Origin of the sequence: Mesorhizobium helmanticense (assembly GCF_003034915.1) — a bacterium.
Classification (GTDB): domain Bacteria; phylum Pseudomonadota; class Alphaproteobacteria; order Rhizobiales; family Rhizobiaceae; genus Mesorhizobium; species Mesorhizobium helmanticense.
In genome coordinates this window covers 157,254-176,454 of record NZ_PZJX01000024.1, presented here as the reverse complement: position 1 = coordinate 176,454, position 19,201 = coordinate 157,254, and the positions used below count along the sequence as shown (strand labels likewise).

The window sequence follows — 19,201 nt, the reverse complement described above, 5'->3', positions numbered from 1 at the left end:
GGCATGCTCGATATAAAACGCATCCCCATCCCGGCGCTGATCGGCATCGTGCTGACGGCGCTGTTCGTGCTGGCGGCGATCTTCGCGCCATGGATCGCGCCGCACGGCAATGGCGAGATCGTCGGCGATGTCTGGGAGCCGATGTCGGCGACCCATTGGCTGGGCACCGACAATCTCGGCCGCGATCTCTTGTCGCGCATGATCTATGGCGCCCGCATTACCTTGTTCATCGCCGTGCTGGCGACCGCGCTGTCTTTCTCGCTCGGCTCCATCCTCGGTTTCGCGGCGGCGGTTTTCGGCGGCTGGTTCGACACACTCCTGTCGCGCCTTGTCGATCTCCTGATGTCGATCCCGACGCTGATCATGGCTCTCGTCGTGCTCTCGGTGCTGCCGACCAATCTGGTGACGCTGATCTTGGTCATGGGCATTCTCGATTCGACCCGCGTCTATCGCCTCTCACGGGCCGTCGCCGTCGACATCAACGTCATGGATTATGTCGAGGCGGCCAAGCTGCGCGGCGAAAATGAGATATGGATCATCTTCCGCGAAATCCTGCCCAATGCGCTGTCGCCGCTGGTCTCGGAACTCGGCCTGCGCTTCATCTATGCGGTGCTGTTCCTGTCGACGCTGTCCTTCCTCGGCCTTGGCGTGCAGCCGCCTGACGCCGACTGGGGCGGCATGGTCAAGGAGAACAAGGACGGCATCGTCTTCGGCATAGCGGCAGCCCTGATCCCGGCGGCAGCGATCGCGGCACTTGCGATCTCGGTCAACCTGGTCGCCGACTGGGTGCTCAACCGCACGACGAGCCTGAAGGGAGGACGCGGGTGATGGCTGACAGCAAAGCGAAATCCGGCCTCCTGCTCGACATCCGCAATCTGCGCATCGAAGCCACGGTCTATCCGCCGGGCGAGGCGCCCAAGAACATCGTGCTGGTCCACGACGTCTCGCTGACGCTCGAGAAAGGCAAGGTGCTCGGCCTGATCGGCGAGTCCGGCGCCGGCAAGTCGACGATCGGCCTGTCGTCGATGGGCTATGGCCGCGGTGGCGTGCGCATCACCGGCGGCGAGGTGATCCTCAATGGCCGCGACATCCTGAAGGGCGGCAAGGAGGGTTTTCGCAAATTGCGCGGCCGCGAGGTCTGCTACGTCGCGCAATCGGCGGCGGCGGCCTTCAACCCGGCGCATCGATTGATGGACCAGGTGGTGGAAGCCACGCTGTTGCATGGCACGGCGACGCGAGCCGAGGCCGAGAAACGCGCCGTGGGCCTGTTCAGGAAGCTCAGCCTGCCGAACCCGGAAACGATCGGCGAGCGCTTTCCGCATCAGGTGTCCGGCGGTCAGCTTCAGCGCGTGATGACGGCGATGGCGCTCTGCTCGGAGCCCGATTTGATCGTCTTCGACGAGCCGACCACGGCGCTCGACGTGACGACGCAGATCGACGTTCTCGCGGCGATCAAGGATGCCATCCGCGATACCCATGTGGCGGCGCTCTACATCACCCACGACCTTGCCGTCGTCGCCCAGGTGTCGGACGAGATCATGGTGCTGCGCCATGGCCGGCTGGTCGAATGGGGCGGCACGCGCCAGATCATCAAGGAACCGCGCCAGGAATACACCAATGCGCTGGTGTCGGTGCACGAGATCGAACACCAGGAGCAGCAACCCGGCACAACGCCGTTCCTGTCGGTCAAGAACGTTACCGCCGCCTATGGCCGCAGCCATATCAAGGTGCTGAAGAACGTTTCCGTCGACATCTATCCCGGCCAGACGCTGGCCGTCGTTGGCGAGTCCGGTTCCGGCAAGTCAACGCTGGCGCGGGCCATCACCGGGCTTTTGCCGCCCGAGGAAGGCACCGTCACTTTCGATGGCAGGCCGCTTGCCAACAAGCTTGCCGACCGGCCAAAGGAGGATCTGCGCCAGCTGCAGATGATCTACCAGATGGCCGACGTGGCGATGAATCCGCGCCAGACCGTCGGCACCATCATCGGGCGACCGCTGGAGTTCTATTTCGGCATACGCGGCCGCGAGCGTGACAAACGCGTCGCCGACCTGCTCGACAAGATCGAGATGGGCAAGGGTTTCATCGACCGCTACCCGGCCGAGCTCTCCGGCGGCCAGAAGCAGCGCGTCTGCATTGCCCGCTCGCTCGCCGCCAAGCCAAAACTGATCATCTGCGACGAGGTGACTTCGGCGCTCGACCCGCTGGTGGCCCATGGCATCCTCGAACTACTGCTCGAACTGCAGAAGGAGGAAAGCGTTGCGTATCTGTTCATCACCCATGACCTGGCGACGGTGAAGTCGATCGCCGATTCGATCGCGGTGATGTATCGCGGCGAAGTGGTGCGCTATGGCGCCAAGAGCAAGGTGCTGACGCCGCCCTTCGACGCCTATACCGACCTTCTCCTGTCCTCCGTTCCCGAAATGGAGATCGGCTGGCTGGAAAAGGCGATCAAGGGACGACGCATGGCGAGCGCGGGGAACTAGGATCCAGGCTCCTCTCGGCACATTCGGAGCTGCCGATTGGCTTGCTCCCGGTGCTGATTTCTCTGGCAAGACCCACATGGAGCCACCGTGGCGCTCGATACAAAACTCCTGCTCATCATCCTTGACGGCGTGCCCTATCGGAACTGGCGACGGCTGATGGGCAATCTCGAAGGCTGGGTGCAGTCGGGCGAGGCGCGCGTTTGGAAGATGCGCTCGGTGCTGCCGTCGACCTCGGCCTGTTGCTACGCCTCGATCCACACCGGGGTAGCGCCGCAAGTGCACGGCATCCTGTCCAATGAGAACCGGTTCCGTGTCGAACAACCGGATATCTTTTCGGAAGTTGCCAAGGCCGGCGGCAAGACCGGCGCGGTCACCCATTCCTACTGGTCGGAATTCTTCCGGGCCTATCCGTTCGATCTGGTCGAGGACATGGAGTTCGACGAGCCGGGCGGGCCGATCACGCATGGCCGCTTCCACACCATGACCGGCTACAATCTGCGCAACCAGATGACGCCGAGCGACGTCGACCTGTTCGCGACGCTGACCATGCTGACCAGGCGCCACAGCATCGACTACGGCATCCTGCACACCTGCACGCTGGACTCGATGGGTCACCGCTTCGGCCATGACTGCCATGAGATGGACCATGCCTGCTATGCGATGGACGGCATGCTGGCCGCCTTTCTGCCGGGCTGGCGAGAAGCCGGCTATGAGGTGATCGTCACCGCCGATCACGGCCAGACGGATCGTGGCCATCATGGCGGCCATGATGACGAGATGCAGGATTTCGCGCTGTATTATTTTGGGGCGGGCGAGGGTTCTCAGGCCGACACATTGCTCGACCAGCTGCAACTCGCACCGACGGTGCTGAAGCGTCTCGGCGTGCCGGTGCCGGCGACGATGAAGGCCAAGCCGTTTCTTGACTGATCGAGGCTGCTGCCTTCGATCCGCGACGCCGAACGGAAGCCAGAGATGACCAGCGACGCGCGCATGGCGTGTCAAAGGTCGAGGCAAACCTTACCGAAGTGCTTTTGGGACCCGTAGTAGCTGAAAGCATCGGTGATTCCCTGCAGCGGGAAAGTGCGATCGACAACAGGCTTCAAACGATTGGCCTCTATCGCCCGGATCATGTCCTCCTGGTCTGCCTTGCTGCCAATGGAGATACCGCTGATCCTGATCTGATTGGAAAACAGTGCCGGGATCGACACTTGTCCGGCAAAACCGGTCAGGACGCCGATCAGGGCGATGTGGCCGCCCATCCTGCAAGCTGTTATCGACTGCGCCAAGGTGCCAGGTCCGCCGACCTCGATCACGTGATCGACGCCGCGTCCGTTCATCAGATCCCGCACCTTCTGGCCCCAATCCGGCATCGCCTTGTAGTTGACGACAATGTCGGCTCCAAGCCGCTGAAGCCTTTCCAGCTTCTCTTGCGATGAAGAGGTGGCGACGACACGAGCACCTGCAAGTTTTGCGAATTGCAGCGCAAACAGAGAGACACTGCCTGTCCCAAGGACCAGCACCGTATCCCCAGGCTTCACCTGGCCGCACACCATCAGGGCTCTCCAGGCAGTGACCCCGGCACAGGTAAGCGTTGCCGCCTCCCTGTGCGTGAAGCCTGCCGGTGCTTTCGTGAAAGCATGTGAGGGCGTGCACACATACTCGCGGGCATAGCCGTCGACATCGTCTCCCAATTCGCCCCTCTTGTTGGCAGGCGCCGGATCGCCTGCCAGCCAATCGGGCCAGTATGTGCTGACGACGGCATCTCCGACGTTGAACTCATCGACATCGTCCGAGACCGCAATCACCTCGCCAGCGCCATCGGACAGCGGGATACGGCCATCGGCGCAGGGTTTCTTCCCCAGCACCACCATGCTGTCGTGGAAATTCAACGAACACGCCCGGATCCTGACCAGCAACTCACCCGGCCCTGGTTGCGGACCATCTTCCTCGACCAGCTTGAGATTTTCCAGGCCTCCCGGCGCTTTCAGCCTAATCAGTCTCATGAAAAGCTCCTTCCAACCGCGCGAGGCCTCATGAGCGGTCGCCGCGGATCGCCGAATTGGGTCAAAGCCCATGTGCATGAGTTCATTCCACGGTGTCGGGAAGTCCTTGCTCGTTCTCGATCAGCCCTTTCAGGCTGTCGGCAATCAGGCCGGTCCAGGCATTCGTGCAAATGTCGAAGCACTCGACCGCGGGAACGAGGCCAGCATGGGTGAACCGGATTTCGGTCTTGTCGCCTTTCTGGGCGATGTCGAAAATCAGGTCTGTGTTCTTCCATTCGCTCTTGTCGTTGAGGAAATTCATCTGGGCATCGACGACGTGCCAAACGACTCTTTGGCCAGGCATGAACTCCGTCGTCTTCTGATTGCTGACGTGCATATCCTTGTAGCGATAGGTCCATTCCTCGCCGAGACGGTCGGTGCGACCTTCGATCTCCTTGCCCCACCAGTCGCGTGGACGGTTGATCGCATCGAACGCCGCCATCGGCGACTGATCCACGAGAATAGTTGTCGTAAAGCTGTTGTTGGTCATGACATCGGTCCTTCAAGCTGGGTTGTGGTTTGCGATCTGGACCTTAATCGCCCGGCAGCGGACCGGTGAGTTACAAAGCTGTCGGGAATTCCTGCGTTGCTGACGGCCGCCATCCGAGACCCCTAAAAACGGGGAGAACGGTACACTCTGGCAACCTCACCACTCTTCGGCTAGCTTTCGCAATTCCTTGGCGGAGGATGAACCTTTTTGGGCCGATCAACGACAGAGCAAGCAGGAGCCAGGCGGCTCGACCGGCCATGACGGCGGCGACGGAGACCGATCGCGCGCTTGTCGACCGGGTCGCGAAGGGCGACCGTGCCGCCGTGCGGCTCCTGTTCATGCGCCACCACGCGCGGGTCTACCGCTTCGTGGCGCGCCAGACGGGATCGGAAATGATGGCCGACGATATCGCGAACGAGGTCTTCCTCGAACTCTGGCGCCAGGCGCCCGGCTTCGAGGGACGCTCGGAAGTCTCGACATGGCTGCTCGGCATTGCGCGCTTCAAGGCGCTGTCGGTCCTGCGCAAGAAGAAGGAGGACTGGATCGACGACGATGACGCGGCCCAGGTGCCCGACAGCGCCGATACGCCGGAAGTCGTCACCATGAAGCAAGACAAGGGCGCCGCTTTGCGGAGCTTCGTCGATGCCTTGCCGGAAGAACACCGCACGGTGATCGACCTTGCCTATTACCATGGACAGTCGGTGGCCGAGATCGGCGAGGTGCTCGGTATACCGGTAGCCACCGTCAAGACCAGGATGTTCTATGCCCGCAAGAAACTCGGCGAAGCCTTGAAGGCCGCCGGTTACGACAGGGGTTGGCCATGAGCGCCGCTGAAAAGATGTCGCGCCGCGACGAGATGGAAACGCTGCTGCCGTTCTACCTGAACGGCTCGCTGGAAGGCTCGGATCTCGAAGCCGTCGAGGAATGGCTGGCGAGCGATCCGGCAGCACTCGCGGCACTGGGCGAGGCGGAAGCCGAATTCTCCGGCACGGCCGCCGCCAATGAGGCAATCCGCCCGCCGGCCGATGCGCTGAGCCGCTTCGCCAAGGCGCTTGATGCCGAAGCTGGGCCGGCGCGCCAGCCAGCCGCATCGTCCTTCCTGGCGCAGGTGTGGGCCCGCTTCACGGCAGTGCCCGCCGGCGTCGCCTGGGCCGCGGCGGCGGCATTGCTTGCCCTGGTCATGGTGCAGTCGCTTGTGCCGCCCGGCGGCAAGGGCAGCGATTTCGAGATCGCCGGCGCGCAGGACGATCTGGCGAAAATGCCGTTCGCGCTGGTCAAGTTCAAGCCGGACGCGAAGATGTCCGACATCTCGGCCTTTCTCGACCAGAATGAGCTGAAAATATCAGGCGGGCCGACCGCGGATGGCGTCTTCCGCATCGCCATCCCGGCCACGACCGCCGCCGACTACGGCAAGGTGCTCGGCCTTATTGCCGCCCAGCCTTTCGCGGATGCTGTGATCGAGGGAAGGAAACCGGCCAGTGGCGGCTAGAGCGGTCATCGGATTTGCTGGATTTCTGCTGGCGGCGATCGCCGCCACGCCCGTTTTTGCGCAGAGCACCCAGCCGCAGACGAAAACCGACTGCCTCGACCGGACGAACGCGGCCGGCGCAGATTGCACAGAGGACGGCACAGGCGAAAAGCCCGATGCCGGTGCCACCGCGACAGGCGCCATCTTTCTTCCGGCGCTGATCGTCGACCTGTTCCCCAATCCGGCGGCGGGCACTCCCTTGCCGACGCCCGACCCGCGCCGCGATCCGGCGAGCGCTCTACCATCGCCGACGCCACCCGCCGATGCGCCGGTGATTCCGGCAGCCGTAACGGGCGGTCCGATTGTTTCGCCGACCGATCTGGTCGCGACCGAGCCGCCGCGCGCCGTCGTCGGCGATTTCGTGCCCGACGAAGTGCTGGTGACGGTCGATGGCGATGCCGGCGCGGTCCAGCAGATCGCCGCCTCGTTCGGCCTCGAAGTGCGCTCCGAGCGCCAGTCGCGGCTGCTCGGCACAACGCTGGTGCGCTTCGGCATTCCCGACGGCCGGCCGGTCGGCGTCGTGCTAGCGCAGCTTGCCGCCGACGGCCGCACCCTGCGGCGCGAACCCAACCATGTCTATTCGCTGCAGCAGGCGGCCAGCATCGTCAATTATGCCTTCGAGCGCATCGCGCTCGACGCGAAAGCGGCTAGCGGCGAGAATGTGCGCATCGCCGTCATCGACACCGGCATCGACGATACCAATCCGGCACTAAGCGGCGTCATCGCCGACCAGTTCGACGCCATGCCCGATGTGCCGACCGAGAAACGCGACCACGGCACTTCGATCGACGGGCTGATCGCTGGCGTCGGTGCCCTGAAGGGCATGGCGCCGGGCGCCAAGATCTACCATGCCCGCGCCTTCGAGGGCGGCAAGTCGACCATGGACGTCATCCTGTCGGCGTTGGACTGGGCGGCAAGCCAGGATGTGCGCATCATCAATATGAGCTTCGTCGGCCCGAAGAACGACCTGCTCGGCATCGCCTGCCGCAATGCAAGGACACTCGGCATGGTGCTGGTCGCCGCCGCGGGGAATAACGGGCCGAAGGCGCCCTATGGCTATCCGGCCGCCTTCGACGGCGTCATCGCGGTGACCGCCACCGACGCCAAGGACGGGCTGATGCCGCAGGCCAATCGCGGCGCCTATGTCTTCATCTCCGCCCCCGGCGTCGAGATGGTGGCGCCGAGCGGCGCCGGCTCGGATGTGGTCACCGGCACCTCGTTTGCCGCAGCCATTGTGACAGGCGCGATTGCCAATCTAATCCATGTCGCGCCCGACCGTTCGGCCGACGAGATCGAGAAGGCGCTGGCCGACACCGCCAGGGATCTAGGGCCGGAGGGCCGCGACAATGATTTCGGCTATGGGCTGCTGGACACCAGGGCTGCGGAAGCTGCGAAGGAATGATCGAGGGCAGCGTGCATTAAAATCGAAATTGCAGTCACCCTTGGATGGGTGGGATTCAGGCGCCCATTGGCATGGCCATGAACATGGATTTCGCGCGACCAGCTCAGAGGGCCGGACCTAATCGGACAGGACTTCCATCATAGAAGCGTGACAGTCGGAAGCGGCTGAGGTCGTGCCCAATTTCGTTTCCTTGAATCATGTCGGAGACGACACGACCGATTCCAGGACCGATACCGAAGCCGTGACCACTCATTCCCGTCGCGACGAAAAGACCGCTAACCGCCCGTACCTGATCCACGACAGGGACAACGTCGGGCATAGCGTCAATCATGCCGCCCCAGCCGGCCTTCAAGCGAACTGTTTCGAACTGCGGAAAAAGGCGTCTGAAATTGCGCTCAACCGAGCGGAGACCTGCGGGCTGGGCGGCTGGATTGAGAACCCGCATTCTCTCGAAAGGGCTCAGGGAATCCGGTGCCCATTCGCGCGGCGTCGACCAGCCGTCGGGGTAGCCTGGCGGAGCGAACGGAAAATAGCGTGTTCCAAACGGATTGGCGCGGAGAGCAGGAAGGTATTTGGTGGCATGTCGGAATGCGTCAGGCCCCAGGTAAAGCAAATTGCTGCCTGCCGGGGCGAGCGTGTATCCGCCATCCTGCCTGCGCCTGAAGGCGATGTTGTCGTCAGCCGCCGCACCTGAATAGATTTCAGGCATGGGCTCCGTTGCGGCTACGGTTACCCTGACGCTGAGTTGAGGGATGGATACGCCGTGTCTTTGCAAAAACAGGGACGACCAGGCGCCGCCCGCAACCAGCACGCTGGAGGCCTCGATGTATCCCGCTTCGGTCCACACGCCCTTGATCTTGCCGGCTGAGATTTCGAGGGTTCGCGCTGCGCAATCCTCTATGATTTTGGCGCCTTTTCGCACAGCAAGCCGAGCAAGCGCGGGCACCGCTAACCAAGGCTCAGCACGCATGTCGGAAGGTGTCGTCAGCGCGCCCTTGAACTTGCGCGACATGCCCTTGATGAGTTGCGCAGTTTCGTCGGTGTCCAGAAGGCGAGTGTCGAGTTCATGGATCGCGGCGATCTTCATGAACTCTTCGAAGCCGGCCATGTCCTTGTCCGAGTTCGCCAGATAGGTCACACCTGTCTGGTTCAGCCCGATGTCTTCCCCGCATTCCTCGGCCAGTTGCCGCCATAGGCGACAAGCCTCGATGACAATTGGCAGTTCATCCGCGTCCCGCCCCTGCTTTCGAATCCAGCCCCAGTTTCGGGAGGACTGTTCGGCCGCAACGCGTCCCTTTTCCAGCAGCGTCACCGGAATGTTCCGCTTCGCAAGGAAAAGAGCTGTGGTAACGCCGATAACACCGCCACCAACAATGACCACCTCCGAAGCCTTCGGCGGTGGGCCGGGATGTTGGATTGGATCCGCTTCGGAGAATGGGAAATTGGGCAAGCAGTGCACCGTGGAGGACTGGTTGGTGGCTTTGGCCTACTGGTTGCCACCCTCTAAAAGCCAAATCAAGAGCGGGTGCACGCAGACACTTGTCCACCTGCGGGCAACGTACGGAAAGGAGCCGAACTCGGCTGCTTTGAGCGATTGGATTTGATGCCTAACCCGGCGCGCCCGCTACCGATCCCCTTACCACCAGGTCGACCGGCCAGACCTCGCCTCGCGCCCCCTCTTCCAGACCGGATATCCGCGCTGCCAGGCGCTCGGCGACGCGGGCGCCGGCGAGGCGGATCGACGAGCGCGTCGTCGACAGCGGCACGGAAAAATTCTCCGGCTTCAGCCAGGGGAAGACGTCGTCATGGGCGATCAGCGACAGGTCGCCAGGGATGGTCAGGCCGAGGTCGCGCACCGCGCGCACGACGCCCAGCGCCATGATCAGGCTCGAGCAGGCGATCGCCGTCGGCGCGTCGCTCTGCTCGAGCAGGCGCCTGGTCGCGCGATAGCCGTTCTCCTCGGTCATGACCACGGAGCAGACATGGCGCTCGCCCAGTGTCAGGCCGCTGGCGGCGAGCGCCCGGCGCACGCCGCGCTCGCGGTGGATGGCGAAGGTCTCGCGGTCGTCGCCGTTGATCAGCGCCAGCCGCCGATGGCCGAGCTGGACGAGCAGGCGCGCCGCCTCATGGAAGGCGCCCTCATTGTCGATGTCGGTGAAGGGGTAGTCGAAATCGAAGCCCTCGCTGCGGCCATGGACGATGAAGGGGATGCCGAGCGTGTTGACCAGCGCCACGCGCCGGTCGGCCGGCCGCGGCGAGGAGATGTAGACGGCGTCGACCTGTCGGTTGGCGACGATACGCCGATAGGTCGTCTCCTGGTCGTCGGCGTCGGCCGGCGACAGCACCAGGTCGAGCTCGTGCGAACGGGCATAATCGCCGAGGCCGGACAGGAATTCGACGAAATGCGGATCGATGTCGACGCTGGTTCCAGTCGGCAGGACATAGCCGATCATCCCGGTCTTGCCGGTCGCCAGCCGGCGGGCACTCGGATTGGGGCGATAGCCATGGCGCTTGGCGGCATCCATCACCCGCCGACGCGTTTCCTCGTTGACCTCGGGGTAGCCATTCAGCGCACGGCTCACCGTGGTCTGCGAGAGCGACAGCATATGGGAGAGCTGCTTGAGGTTCACGGGAGGCCTCCAAGCCTCAAAGCGCTTTCAATTTTGAATTCCGCTTGCAATAAAAGCGGCGGAGCCAGCGTCCGACAACCATAAGCAGTGTTGGACCCTGTTTGCAGCAAAAATTTCTGCTGCGCCGCCAAAAAAGCATGTTGCAGCGCACATTTTGTGCTCTCAATCGTAGAAATTAAATCGATTAGCCTGCCCACCCTCTTGACTTCCAGTCGATTCAATGGCGAGATCAGGAAAGCCAAAGCGCTTTGGAAGACTCTTGGGAAGGTTGCGGTTCCCTTCCGACTGAGTCACAGTCCTGCAGCGTCGGCGGGCGGAATGGAGGTTTCGTCCGGTGTTTGTCACCACTGGGAGGAAATACCGATGAAGAAAATGCTTCTGCTGAGCGCCGCTTTTGCCACGCTCGCCCTAGGCGCACCGGCGCAAGCCGAGCTGAAATTCAAGCCGGGCGAAGACCCCCGCTTCAACTGGGCGAACTACGGAGAGCTCAAGAAGGTCGATCTCAAGGGCGAGACGCTGACGATCTTCGGGCCATGGCGCGGCGAGGACGAGGGCCTGGTGCGCGGCGTTCTCGACTATTTCTCGGAAGCCACCGGCGTCGATCTCAAATATTCCTCCTCGGAGAATTACGAACAGCAGATCGTCATCGACACGCAGGCCGGCAGCCCGCCCAACATCGCCGTGCTGCCGCAGCCCGGCCTGATCCAGGACCTGGCATCGAAGGGCCTGCTGACGCCACTTGGCGATGAGACCGCCAATTGGGTGAAGGACAATTACGGCGCCGGCCAGTCCTGGGTCGATCTCGGCACCTTCAAGGACAAGGACGGCAAGCCGGGCTTCTTCGCCTTCCCCTACAAGGCCGACGTGAAGTCGCTGGTTTGGTACTCGCCGGACAATTTCGAGGAAGCCGGCTACACGGTTCCGAAGACGCAGGAAGAGCTCGCCGAGCTTGAAAAGAAGATCATCGCCGATGGCGGCACGCCGTGGTGCATCGGGCTCGGTTCCGGCGGCGCCACCGGCTGGCCGGCGACCGACTGGGTCGAAGACATCATGCTGCGCACCCAGTCGCCCGAGACCTACGACAAATGGGTGAAGAACGAGATCCCGTTCAACGATCCCGCGGTGGTCAATGCCATCGACATTTTCGGCAAGATCGCGACCGACGACAAGATGGTCGACGGCGGTGCCAAGGCGGTTGCCGCAACCGACTTCCGCGACAGCCCGAAGGGCCTCTTCTCGGTGCCGCCGAAATGCTATTTGCATCACCAGGCGTCGTTCATCCCGACCTTCTTCCCGGAAGGCACCAAAGTCGGCGAAGACGCGGACTTCTTCTACTATCCGCCCTACGCCTCCAAGCCTGATCTCGGCACGCCGGTGCTCGGCGCCGGCACGCTGGCCATGATCACCAAGGACAGCAAGAGTGCCCGCGCGTTCATCGAATTCCTGAAGATGCCGCTCGCGCACGAGATCTGGATGGCCGAGGGCGGCTTCGTGACGCCGTTCAAGGCGGTCAACAAGGAAGCCTATGCCAGCGACGCGCTGAGGAAGCAGGGCGATATCCTCGCCAACGCCTCGACCTTCCGCTTCGACGGGTCCGATCTGATGCCGGGCAAGATCGGCGCCGGCGCCTTCTGGACCGGCATGATCGATCTCGTCGGCGGCAAGTCGGCCCAGGATGTCGCCACCGACATCCAGAAGAGCTGGGACGCAATCAAGTAGGGGCGGCTGGCAAGTAGGCGGCTAGCCAGCAAGCGGCCGATCGTAGGCTTACCCGTCCTTATTGGATCCGGGCCTCGATGGCCCGGGTCCGACCGTCGGCCCGACTGTACTTTTTTGTGAAGCATGGAATTTCCGGCATGAAGCGTGGCCGGCCATGGCAGAAATCTGCCTGGCACCCGCTAGCGCTTCACAATTTAAATCGGCGCACGATCCCGTCGACAAAGCCATTGCTGATTGTTGGATCATACGCAGGGAGAGGGACCCATGGCGGCTCAGATCTTTTCGGCCATATTCGTCATCATCGTCGGCGTCGGCGGCTGCGTCGCCTATTTCTGGGGCGCCAACAAGCTTGTGGACATTATATTCCCGTCGCGCGGCGTCAAAGGTGCGGCAGCCATCGACAACCTGCGCCGGCAAGGAATGATCCGCCCCTGGCTATTCGTCGGCCCGGCCATGATCATCCTCACCATCTACCTGATCTATCCGGTGATAGAGACGCTGAGACTGTCGTTCCTCGATCGCGGCGGCGTCAATTTCGTCGGCCTGGCCAATTATCAGTGGGCGTTCGGCGACCGCGAGTTCCGCAACTCGATCCTCAACAACATCATCTGGCTGGCGGTGGTGCCGGCCGCTTGCACCTTCCTCGGGCTGATCATCGCCGTGCTCACCGACAAGATCTGGTGGGGCACCATCGCCAAGAGCCTGATCTTCCTGCCGCTCGCCATCTCCTTCGTCGGCGCCAGCGTCATCTGGAAATTCATCTACGAATATCGCGGCGAGGGCCAGACACAGATCGGCCTGCTCAACGCCATCATCCAGTATTTCGGCGGCCAGCCGCAGGTCTGGATATCGCTGCCGTTCTGGAACAATTTCTTCCTGATGATCATCCTGATCTGGATCCAGACAGGCTTTGCCATGGTCATCCTGTCGTCGGCCTTGCGGGGCATTCCCGAAGAGACACTGGAAGCGGCCGTCATCGACGGCGCCAATCCGTTCCAGATCTTCTGGAAAATCATGGTGCCGCAGATATGGGGGACGATCGCCGTGGTCTGGACGACGATCACCATCCTGGTGCTGAAGGTCTTCGACATCGTGCTGACCATGACCAACGGCCAATGGAACAGCCAGGTTCTGGCCAATCTGATGTTCGACTGGATGTTCCGCGGCGGCGGCGATTTTGGCCGCGGCGCCACCATCGCCATCATCATCATGATCGCGGTCATTCCGATCATGGTCTGGAACATCCGCCAGGCGAACAAAGAGACGGGAGGACATTGAGATGGCTGTCACGACCGGAAAGTCCTTTGCCGGCCGCTTCGGCGTCCATATCGCCGTGCTGATCTTCGTCGCGATCTGGACCGTGCCGACGCTCGGCATTCTCGTCTCGTCCTTGCGCGACAAGGACCAGATCATCGCTTCCGGCTGGTGGAATTCGTTCGCCAGTTCCAGCCAGACGGAAGCGGGCCGGCTGCCGCCCGCCTCGGCGCAGGTCGAGAAGGACGGCAAGTTCGTGCTCGAAGGCAACATCTTCGGCGACGGTGCCGCCCGCGACATCAGCGCCTTCGGCGTCAAGTCGGCCGCGCCGACGCAGTATCCCGCCGGCACGACCGCCGACCTCGGCGACGGCGTTACCCTGCAGCTCAACGCCGATGGCGGTTTCGTCATGCAGTCCCCGAAAGCTTTCGAGGGCGAGCGCGGCCAGCGCGTCTATTATGCCTCGTCGGCGCCGCCAAAATTCACTACCGACAATTACAAGACCGTGCTGTTTTCGGAGGGCATCGGCCGGTCCTTCATGAACTCGCTGACCGTCACCATTCCGGCGACCGTCATCCCGATCCTGATCGCGGCCTTCGCCGCCTACGCGCTGGCCTGGATGCGCTTTCCCGGCCGGGCGCTGCTGATCGCGGTCATCATCGGCCTGCTGGTGGTGCCGCTGCAAATGTCGCTGATCCCGCTGTTGAAGCTCTATAACGGCGTTGGCTCCTTCTTCGGCGTGTCGTCGAAGACCTATCTCGGCATCTGGCTGGCGCATACCGGTTTCGGCCTGCCCTTCGCCATCTATCTCTTGCGCAGTTACATTGCCGGCCTGCCGCGCGAGATCATGGAATCGGCGCGCATCGACGGCGCCAGCGATTTCGAGATCTTCGTCAAGATCGTGCTGCCGCTGTCGTTCCCGGTTCTGGCCTCCTTCGCCATCTTCCAATTTCTCTGGGTATGGAACGATCTGCTGGTGGCGATGGTTTTCCTGGGTACCGAGGGCGACCAGATCGTGCTAACCGCCAAGCTCAATGCGTTGCTCGGTTCGCGCGGCGGCGACTGGGAGATCCTGACGACATCGGCCTTCGTGACCATCATCGTGCCGCTGATCGTGTTCTTCTCGCTGCAGCGCTATTTCGTCCGCGGGCTGCTCGCCGGCTCGGTGAAAGGAGGCTGAGACCATGCAATCGGCACTGAAAGCGACTGTGAGCCCCGACCTCGCCATCGACCGAGACTGGTGGCGCGGCGCGGTGATCTACCAGATCTATCCGCGCAGCTACCAGGACTCCGACGGCGACGGCATCGGCGATCTCAAGGGCATCATCCGCAGGCTCCCCTACATTGCCTCGCTCGGCATCGACGCCATCTGGATCTCGCCCTTCTTCAAGTCGCCGATGAAGGATTTCGGTTACGACGTGTCGGATTATTGCGACGTCGATCCGATGTTCGGCACGCTGGCCGATTTCGACGCGCTGACCGCCGAAGCGCACAGGCTGGGCCTCAAGGTGATGATCGACGAGGTGTTGTCGCATACCGCCGACATCCATCCCTGGTTCAGGGAAAGCCGCGCGAACCGGACCAACCCCAAGGCGGATTGGTATGTCTGGGCCGACGCCAGGCCGGATGGCACGCCGCCCAACAACTGGCTGTCGATCTTCGGTGGCTCGGCCTGGCAGTGGGACACCAGCCGGCAGCAATATTACCTGCACAATTTCCTGGCCGAGCAGCCCGATCTCAACTTCCACAACCGCGCGGTCCAGGACGCGCTGCTCGATGTCACCCGCTTCTGGCTGGAGCGCGGCGTCGACGGCTTCCGCCTCGACACCATCAATTTCTACTTCCACAGCCAGGGCCTTGAGAACAATCCGCCACTGCCTCCGGAACAGCGCAACGACCAGACGGCGCCTGCCGTGAACCCCTACAACTACCAGGACCATCTCTACGACAAGAGCCGCCCGGAGAACCTCGGCTTCCTCGAACGCTTCCGCGCGTTGCTCGACGAATATCCGGCGACCGCCGCGGTCGGCGAGGTCGGCGATTCGCAGCGCGGGCTGGACGTGGTGGCGGCTTACACCGCCGGCGGCAAGCGCGTGCACATGTGCTACTCCTTCGATTTCCTGGCGCCCGAAAAGATCAGCGCGGCCAAGGTGCGCTCGGTGCTGGAAGCCTTCGGCAAGGTCGCCAGCGATGGCTGGTCGTGCTGGGCCTTCTCCAACCATGACGTGATGCGCCCCGCCTCGCGCTGGGCTACGGACGAAGCCGACCAGACCGCTTACCTCAAGGTGATCTCGGCGCTGCTGATGTCGCTGCGCGGCTCGGTCTGCATCTATCAGGGCGAGGAGCTTGGCCTTGGCGAAGCGGAACTGCAATTCGAGGACCTGCAGGACCCCTACGGCATCCGCTTCTGGCCGGAGTTCAAGGGCCGCGACGGCTGCCGCACGCCGATGGTATGGGACGGCGGCGCCCAAAATGGCGGCTTCTCGACGGCAAAGCCATGGCTGCCGGTGCCGGCCAAGCATCTTGCGCAGGCGGTCAATGTGCAGCAGGGCGACGACAAGTCGCTGCTCGAGCACTATCGGCGCTTCCTCTCTTTCCGCCGGCTGCATCCGGCGTTGGCCAAGGGCGATATCGACTTCATTGAAAGCGATGGCGATACCGTCGCCTTCACGCGCCGCGAGGGCAATGAACAGATCGTCTGCGCCTTCAATCTCGGCAGCAGGCCGGCACAAATCAATCTGGGCGACCGCTCGCTGCAGCCCTTGCCGGGACATGGGTTTTCAGGACAGACTGAAGCTGGCTCCATCCGCCTCGGCGGCTACGGCGCCTGGTTCGGGCGCATCGACTGAATTAGCAGGAATCACTGGAGGGAATCATGGCCGATGTCACGCTAAGGCAAGTGAAGAAATCATATGGCAGTCTGAACATTCTCCATGGCATCGACCTCGACATAAAGTCGGGCGAGTTCATCGTCTTCGTCGGCCCTTCGGGTTGCGGCAAGTCGACCCTGCTCAGGTCCATCGCCGGACTTGAGGAAATCACCTCGGGCGAGCTCAAGATCGATGGTGAAGTGGTGAACGACGTGCCGCCGTCGAAGCGCGGCATTGCCATGGTGTTCCAGTCCTATGCGCTCTACCCGCACATGACGGTCTACGACAACATGGCGTTCTCGATGAAGATCGGCAAGGAAAGCAAGGCCGAGATCGACAAGCGGGTGCGTCAAGCGGCGGAGATCCTGCAGCTGACCAAATATCTCGACCGGCTGCCCAAGGCGATGTCGGGCGGCCAGCGCCAGCGCGTCGCCATCGGCCGCGCCATCGTGCGCAATCCGAAAGTCTTCCTGTTCGACGAGCCACTGTCGAACCTCGACGCGGCGCTGCGCGTCGCGACCCGCATTGAGATCGCCAAGCTCAAGGAATCGATGCCTGCCACGACGATGATCTACGTCACCCACGACCAGGTCGAGGCGATGACGCTGGCCGACCGTATCGTGGTGCTCAAGGATGGCCATATCGAGCAGGTCGGCACGCCGATGGAACTCTACAAGAGACCCGGCAATCTGTTTGTCGCGCAGTTCATCGGCTCGCCGGCAATGAACATCCTGCCGGCCACCATCGACAAGTCGGGCAATCCCACCATCGTCAGCCATGTCGGCGGACGCAAGGCGACGGTGCCGATCGCCACGCCGGCGTCGGCGAAGGGCGCATCGGTGAGTTTCGGCGTGCGGCCGGAGGACCTGATGATCGCGACAGGCTCGGATTATCTGTTCGAGGGGACGGTGGACTATGTCGAGCAGCTCGGCGAGGTCCAGCTCGTCTATGTCGACATCGGCCGCGCCGACCTGCCGCTGGTGACCAAGCTGCCGGGCAATGTCGAGGTCAAGCGCGGAGCAAAGCTGCGGCTGAGCGCCAATGCCGAGGACCTGCATATCTTCGATGCGGACGGCCATTCTTTCTCGCTCCACTCGGCGGAAGCGCAGGCGGCCTGAGAACCCGGCGAACGATCCGCCGGGAAAAAACGAGAGCGGCGGGCACAGCCCGCCGCTCTTGTGTTCGGGATCGACTTCGGCGTTAGCGGCCGAAGAGATTCCGATCGCTGCCCTGAGGCGCGGACTTTTCCACGTCGCCCGACGAATTGAGCAGCTTGTAGACCGGCGAACTGGTGTCGCGCACCGAAGACGTTAGGGTGTTGTCGACGTTGACGGTGGCCTGCTTGTTGATGTCGGTCCCGCCAACATTGTCGTTGCGGGCATAGGCGCTGCCGGCGGCAATCAAAAGAGCGGCGGCAGTAAGAACAATCTTCTTCATTTTTGGTACTCCTGAATTTTCTTATGCCGGGATTTCGTATCCCGGCAGGGCGGCGGACAACCCGCCTTCCCCTGTCTGATCGACCGGCTTATTATCTGCCGAAGAGGTTACGGTCGCTGCCCTGGTTGACGGGCTTCTCGGCAGCAGCTTCCGACTTCTGAGTGGAAGCCGTATACGAGCTGTCGACTGCGGCGGCCGGCTGGTTGGCGCCGTTGGAGCCATAGTTGTCGCTACCGGCGAAAGCGCTGCCCGAAATGGCCAGAACGGCGGCGGCAGCAAGAACGATCTTTTTCATTTTAATACTCCAGAATTCTGAATCTGAGATCCCGGGCGGCAGGCAATCCGCCGCCCCTTGTCTCAGTTGTTAGCGGTTACCGAACAGGTTGCGGTCGCTGCCCTGAACGATGGGCTGCTGGTCGGCCTGCGCCGACTTCTGAGTGGAAGCCGTGTACGTGCTGTCGACTGCTGCGGCAGGCTGGTTCGCACCATTGGAACCATAGTTGTCGCTGCCAGCGAAGGCGCTGCCGGTGATGGCCAGAAGGGCGGCGGCAGTAAGAGCGATCTTTTTCATTTTTTTGGTACTCCAGTATCTTAGTTTTCCGTCCGTCTAGCGGCGTGTCTTGGAAGGAATTCGCGTCGTTCGGACAGCCCCGATGTGGGTGGGTCGATCACCGGTTTCCAATCACGAAGTTGTTCCGCTTGGACCATGACCCTGCACCTTGAAATTGTACCAAGAGCTCCTACTACCAAGTTTTTTGGCAGCAATATCAATCTGTTATTCTAAATCGGCCTGTGGATCACCAAGTGTGTCGGAGCGCCAGTGTTCACACCGTCCTGCACGCTCCGTCAACAGAAACGAACCGTTCGGTTCGATTTTAGAAACAGCTAATAGTCACTTTTGGAAACCGTTAACCCTTTTTGCCCCTGCAGCGGGTCGGATTCGACAGTGACGGCAGCCGACAATGGCAGCCGGCAAAATGGGGTTCCGGCCCTGCAATTACCAGCTTGCAGGTTTCGCCGGCCGTGTCGCGCCGCATGGATACGATGTCGCTTTCATGCCGACAGCCGGCGGGCCGTCGTGATTAGATCATGGCATCTCAGGTGCCGCTTCGTGACGACGAGGCGGAGAATTGGGAAGCCGGTCAGAGTCCGGCGCTGCCCCCGCAACGGTGGTGGAGTTCAAGTCGCAACGGGAGACCACTGGGCCACGGCCTGGGAAGGTGTCGCGATGAGTCCGCGAGGACAACTCCAGAGCCCGGAAACCAGCCCGAGGTGATTGAACTCGACTGATCGCGGTGGGCGGTCAAGAGGCGGATAGTGCATGCCGGCCGTTCGCCGGCCTGCGC

At 62.3% G+C, this 19,201-nt stretch carries 18 protein-coding genes and 1 riboswitch; of the genes, 11 read left to right on the top strand and 7 right to left on the bottom strand.

Translation table 11 applies throughout. The features are described from left to right. The first annotated feature begins 3 nt into the window (after positions 1 to 3). The 3 genes from C9427_RS10590 to C9427_RS10580 all read left to right on the top strand — a co-directional run bounded on the left by C9427_RS10590 (position 4) and on the right by C9427_RS10580 (position 3,410). A complete protein-coding gene (locus tag C9427_RS10590; protein ID WP_107649114.1) occupies positions 4 to 828 on the top strand; it encodes an ABC transporter permease in 825 nt (274 codons plus the stop codon). Further along, positions 828 to 2,483, top strand: a complete 1,656-nt coding sequence (locus C9427_RS10585) for an ABC transporter ATP-binding protein (protein WP_107649113.1) — start codon at positions 828 to 830, stop codon at positions 2,481 to 2,483. Before C9427_RS10590 ends, C9427_RS10585 begins: the two co-directional genes overlap by 1 nt. An 87-nt stretch (positions 2,484 to 2,570) precedes the next feature. Next, a complete protein-coding gene (locus tag C9427_RS10580; RefSeq protein WP_107649112.1) occupies positions 2,571 to 3,410 on the top strand; it encodes an alkaline phosphatase family protein in 840 nt (279 codons plus the stop codon). Positions 3,411 to 3,481: 71 nt separating this feature from the next. Here C9427_RS10580 and C9427_RS10575 read toward each other — a convergent pair whose 3' ends face one another. After that, a complete protein-coding gene (locus C9427_RS10575) occupies positions 3,482 to 4,486 on the bottom strand; it encodes a zinc-dependent alcohol dehydrogenase family protein (RefSeq protein ID WP_107649251.1) in 1,005 nt (334 codons plus the stop codon). An 82-nt stretch (positions 4,487 to 4,568) separates the two neighbouring features. Continuing rightward, positions 4,569 to 5,015 (bottom strand): SRPBCC family protein, encoded by a 447-nt coding sequence (locus tag C9427_RS10570; RefSeq protein ID WP_107649111.1) that lies wholly within the window; start codon positions 5,013 to 5,015, stop codon positions 4,569 to 4,571. Positions 5,016 to 5,272: 257 nt separating this feature from the next. On the opposite strand from C9427_RS10570, the gene C9427_RS10565 reads away from it, so the two are divergent. From C9427_RS10565 to C9427_RS10555, 3 genes are read left to right on the top strand one after another with little or no spacing between them, the layout of a single operon-like run. Further along, the gene (locus C9427_RS10565) at positions 5,273 to 5,839 is read left to right on the top strand and encodes a sigma-70 family RNA polymerase sigma factor (protein ID WP_107649250.1); all 567 of its coding nucleotides are present in this window, start codon (positions 5,273 to 5,275) and stop codon (positions 5,837 to 5,839) included. Continuing rightward, positions 5,836 to 6,504 carry an anti-sigma factor gene (locus tag C9427_RS10560; RefSeq protein ID WP_107649110.1) on the top strand — a complete coding sequence of 223 codons (669 nt, stop codon included), beginning with the start codon at positions 5,836 to 5,838 and terminating at the stop codon, positions 6,502 to 6,504. The genes C9427_RS10565 and C9427_RS10560 overlap by 4 nt, the downstream gene beginning before the upstream one ends. Beyond that, positions 6,494 to 7,945 (top strand): S8 family serine peptidase, encoded by a 1,452-nt coding sequence (locus C9427_RS10555; protein WP_107649109.1) that lies wholly within the window; start codon positions 6,494 to 6,496, stop codon positions 7,943 to 7,945. The genes C9427_RS10560 and C9427_RS10555 overlap by 11 nt, the downstream gene beginning before the upstream one ends. 103 nt (positions 7,946 to 8,048) lie before the next feature. On the opposite strand, the gene C9427_RS10550 is transcribed toward C9427_RS10555, so the two are convergent. Then, positions 8,049 to 9,395, bottom strand: a complete 1,347-nt coding sequence (locus C9427_RS10550) for an NAD(P)/FAD-dependent oxidoreductase (RefSeq protein ID WP_107649108.1) — start codon at positions 9,393 to 9,395, stop codon at positions 8,049 to 8,051. A 157-nt stretch (positions 9,396 to 9,552) separates the two neighbouring features. Further along, positions 9,553 to 10,575 (bottom strand): substrate-binding domain-containing protein, encoded by a 1,023-nt coding sequence (locus C9427_RS10545; protein ID WP_107649107.1) that lies wholly within the window; start codon positions 10,573 to 10,575, stop codon positions 9,553 to 9,555. Between the two features lie 363 nt (positions 10,576 to 10,938). Here C9427_RS10545 and C9427_RS10540 point away from each other — a divergent pair, with 363 nt between their 5' ends. The 5 genes from C9427_RS10540 to C9427_RS10520 all read left to right on the top strand — a co-directional run bounded on the left by C9427_RS10540 (position 10,939) and on the right by C9427_RS10520 (position 17,536). Beyond that, a complete protein-coding gene (locus C9427_RS10540; RefSeq protein WP_107649106.1) occupies positions 10,939 to 12,294 on the top strand; it encodes an ABC transporter substrate-binding protein in 1,356 nt (451 codons plus the stop codon). Between the two features lie 264 nt (positions 12,295 to 12,558). Continuing rightward, positions 12,559 to 13,572 carry a carbohydrate ABC transporter permease gene (locus C9427_RS10535; RefSeq protein ID WP_107649105.1) on the top strand — a complete coding sequence of 338 codons (1,014 nt, stop codon included), beginning with the start codon at positions 12,559 to 12,561 and terminating at the stop codon, positions 13,570 to 13,572. A gap of 1 nt (position 13,573) precedes the next feature. Next, positions 13,574 to 14,728: a carbohydrate ABC transporter permease gene (locus C9427_RS10530; RefSeq protein ID WP_107649104.1), complete on the top strand. Its 1,155-nt coding sequence runs from the start codon at positions 13,574 to 13,576 to the stop codon at positions 14,726 to 14,728. Positions 14,729 to 14,732: 4 nt separating this feature from the next. Next, a complete protein-coding gene (bglA, locus tag C9427_RS10525) occupies positions 14,733 to 16,397 on the top strand; it encodes a beta-galactosidase BglA (RefSeq protein ID WP_107649103.1) in 1,665 nt (554 codons plus the stop codon). A gap of 26 nt (positions 16,398 to 16,423) precedes the next feature. After that, positions 16,424 to 17,536, top strand: a complete 1,113-nt coding sequence (locus tag C9427_RS10520) for an ABC transporter ATP-binding protein (protein WP_107649102.1) — start codon at positions 16,424 to 16,426, stop codon at positions 17,534 to 17,536. 82 nt (positions 17,537 to 17,618) lie between these two features. On the opposite strand, the gene C9427_RS10515 is transcribed toward C9427_RS10520, so the two are convergent. The 3 genes from C9427_RS10515 to C9427_RS10505 all read right to left on the bottom strand — a co-directional run bounded on the left by C9427_RS10515 (position 17,619) and on the right by C9427_RS10505 (position 18,426). Beyond that, positions 17,619 to 17,855 carry a DUF680 domain-containing protein gene (locus C9427_RS10515; RefSeq protein WP_107649101.1) on the bottom strand — a complete coding sequence of 79 codons (237 nt, stop codon included), beginning with the start codon at positions 17,853 to 17,855 and terminating at the stop codon, positions 17,619 to 17,621. Positions 17,856 to 17,946: 91 nt separating this feature from the next. Further along, positions 17,947 to 18,150 (bottom strand): DUF680 domain-containing protein, encoded by a 204-nt coding sequence (locus C9427_RS10510; RefSeq protein WP_107649100.1) that lies wholly within the window; start codon positions 18,148 to 18,150, stop codon positions 17,947 to 17,949. Positions 18,151 to 18,219: 69 nt separating this feature from the next. Continuing rightward, entirely contained in the window at positions 18,220 to 18,426 is a 207-nt protein-coding gene (locus C9427_RS10505; protein WP_107649099.1) for a DUF680 domain-containing protein, read from the bottom strand. A 511-nt stretch (positions 18,427 to 18,937) separates the two neighbouring features. Further along, positions 18,938 to 19,140, top strand: a riboswitch (cobalamin riboswitch). The last annotated feature ends 61 nt before the right edge of the window (positions 19,141 to 19,201 follow it).

Excerpts from the sequence above, each read along its gene's own strand:
- C9427_RS10590 (WP_107649114.1), top strand. The coding sequence starts at position 4 with ATGCTCGATATAAAACGCATCCCCATCCCGGCGCTGATCGGCATCGTG.
- C9427_RS10585 (WP_107649113.1), top strand. The coding sequence starts at position 828 with ATGGCTGACAGCAAAGCGAAATCCGGCCTCCTGCTCGACATCCGCAAT.
- C9427_RS10575 (WP_107649251.1), bottom strand. The coding sequence starts at position 4,486 with ATGAGACTGATTAGGCTGAAAGCGCCGGGAGGCCTGGAAAATCTCAAG.
- C9427_RS10570 (WP_107649111.1), bottom strand. The coding sequence starts at position 5,015 with ATGACCAACAACAGCTTTACGACAACTATTCTCGTGGATCAGTCGCCG.
- C9427_RS10565 (WP_107649250.1), top strand. The coding sequence starts at position 5,273 with ATGACGGCGGCGACGGAGACCGATCGCGCGCTTGTCGACCGGGTCGCG.
- C9427_RS10560 (WP_107649110.1), top strand. The coding sequence starts at position 5,836 with ATGAGCGCCGCTGAAAAGATGTCGCGCCGCGACGAGATGGAAACGCTG.
- C9427_RS10540 (WP_107649106.1), top strand. The coding sequence starts at position 10,939 with ATGAAGAAAATGCTTCTGCTGAGCGCCGCTTTTGCCACGCTCGCCCTA.
- C9427_RS10535 (WP_107649105.1), top strand. The coding sequence starts at position 12,559 with ATGGCGGCTCAGATCTTTTCGGCCATATTCGTCATCATCGTCGGCGTC.
- C9427_RS10530 (WP_107649104.1), top strand. The coding sequence starts at position 13,574 with ATGGCTGTCACGACCGGAAAGTCCTTTGCCGGCCGCTTCGGCGTCCAT.
- bglA (WP_107649103.1), top strand. The coding sequence starts at position 14,733 with ATGCAATCGGCACTGAAAGCGACTGTGAGCCCCGACCTCGCCATCGAC.
- C9427_RS10520 (WP_107649102.1), top strand. The coding sequence starts at position 16,424 with ATGGCCGATGTCACGCTAAGGCAAGTGAAGAAATCATATGGCAGTCTG.
- C9427_RS10515 (WP_107649101.1), bottom strand. The coding sequence starts at position 17,855 with ATGAAGAAGATTGTTCTTACTGCCGCCGCTCTTTTGATTGCCGCCGGC.
- C9427_RS10510 (WP_107649100.1), bottom strand. The coding sequence starts at position 18,150 with ATGAAAAAGATCGTTCTTGCTGCCGCCGCCGTTCTGGCCATTTCGGGC.
- C9427_RS10505 (WP_107649099.1), bottom strand. The coding sequence starts at position 18,426 with ATGAAAAAGATCGCTCTTACTGCCGCCGCCCTTCTGGCCATCACCGGC.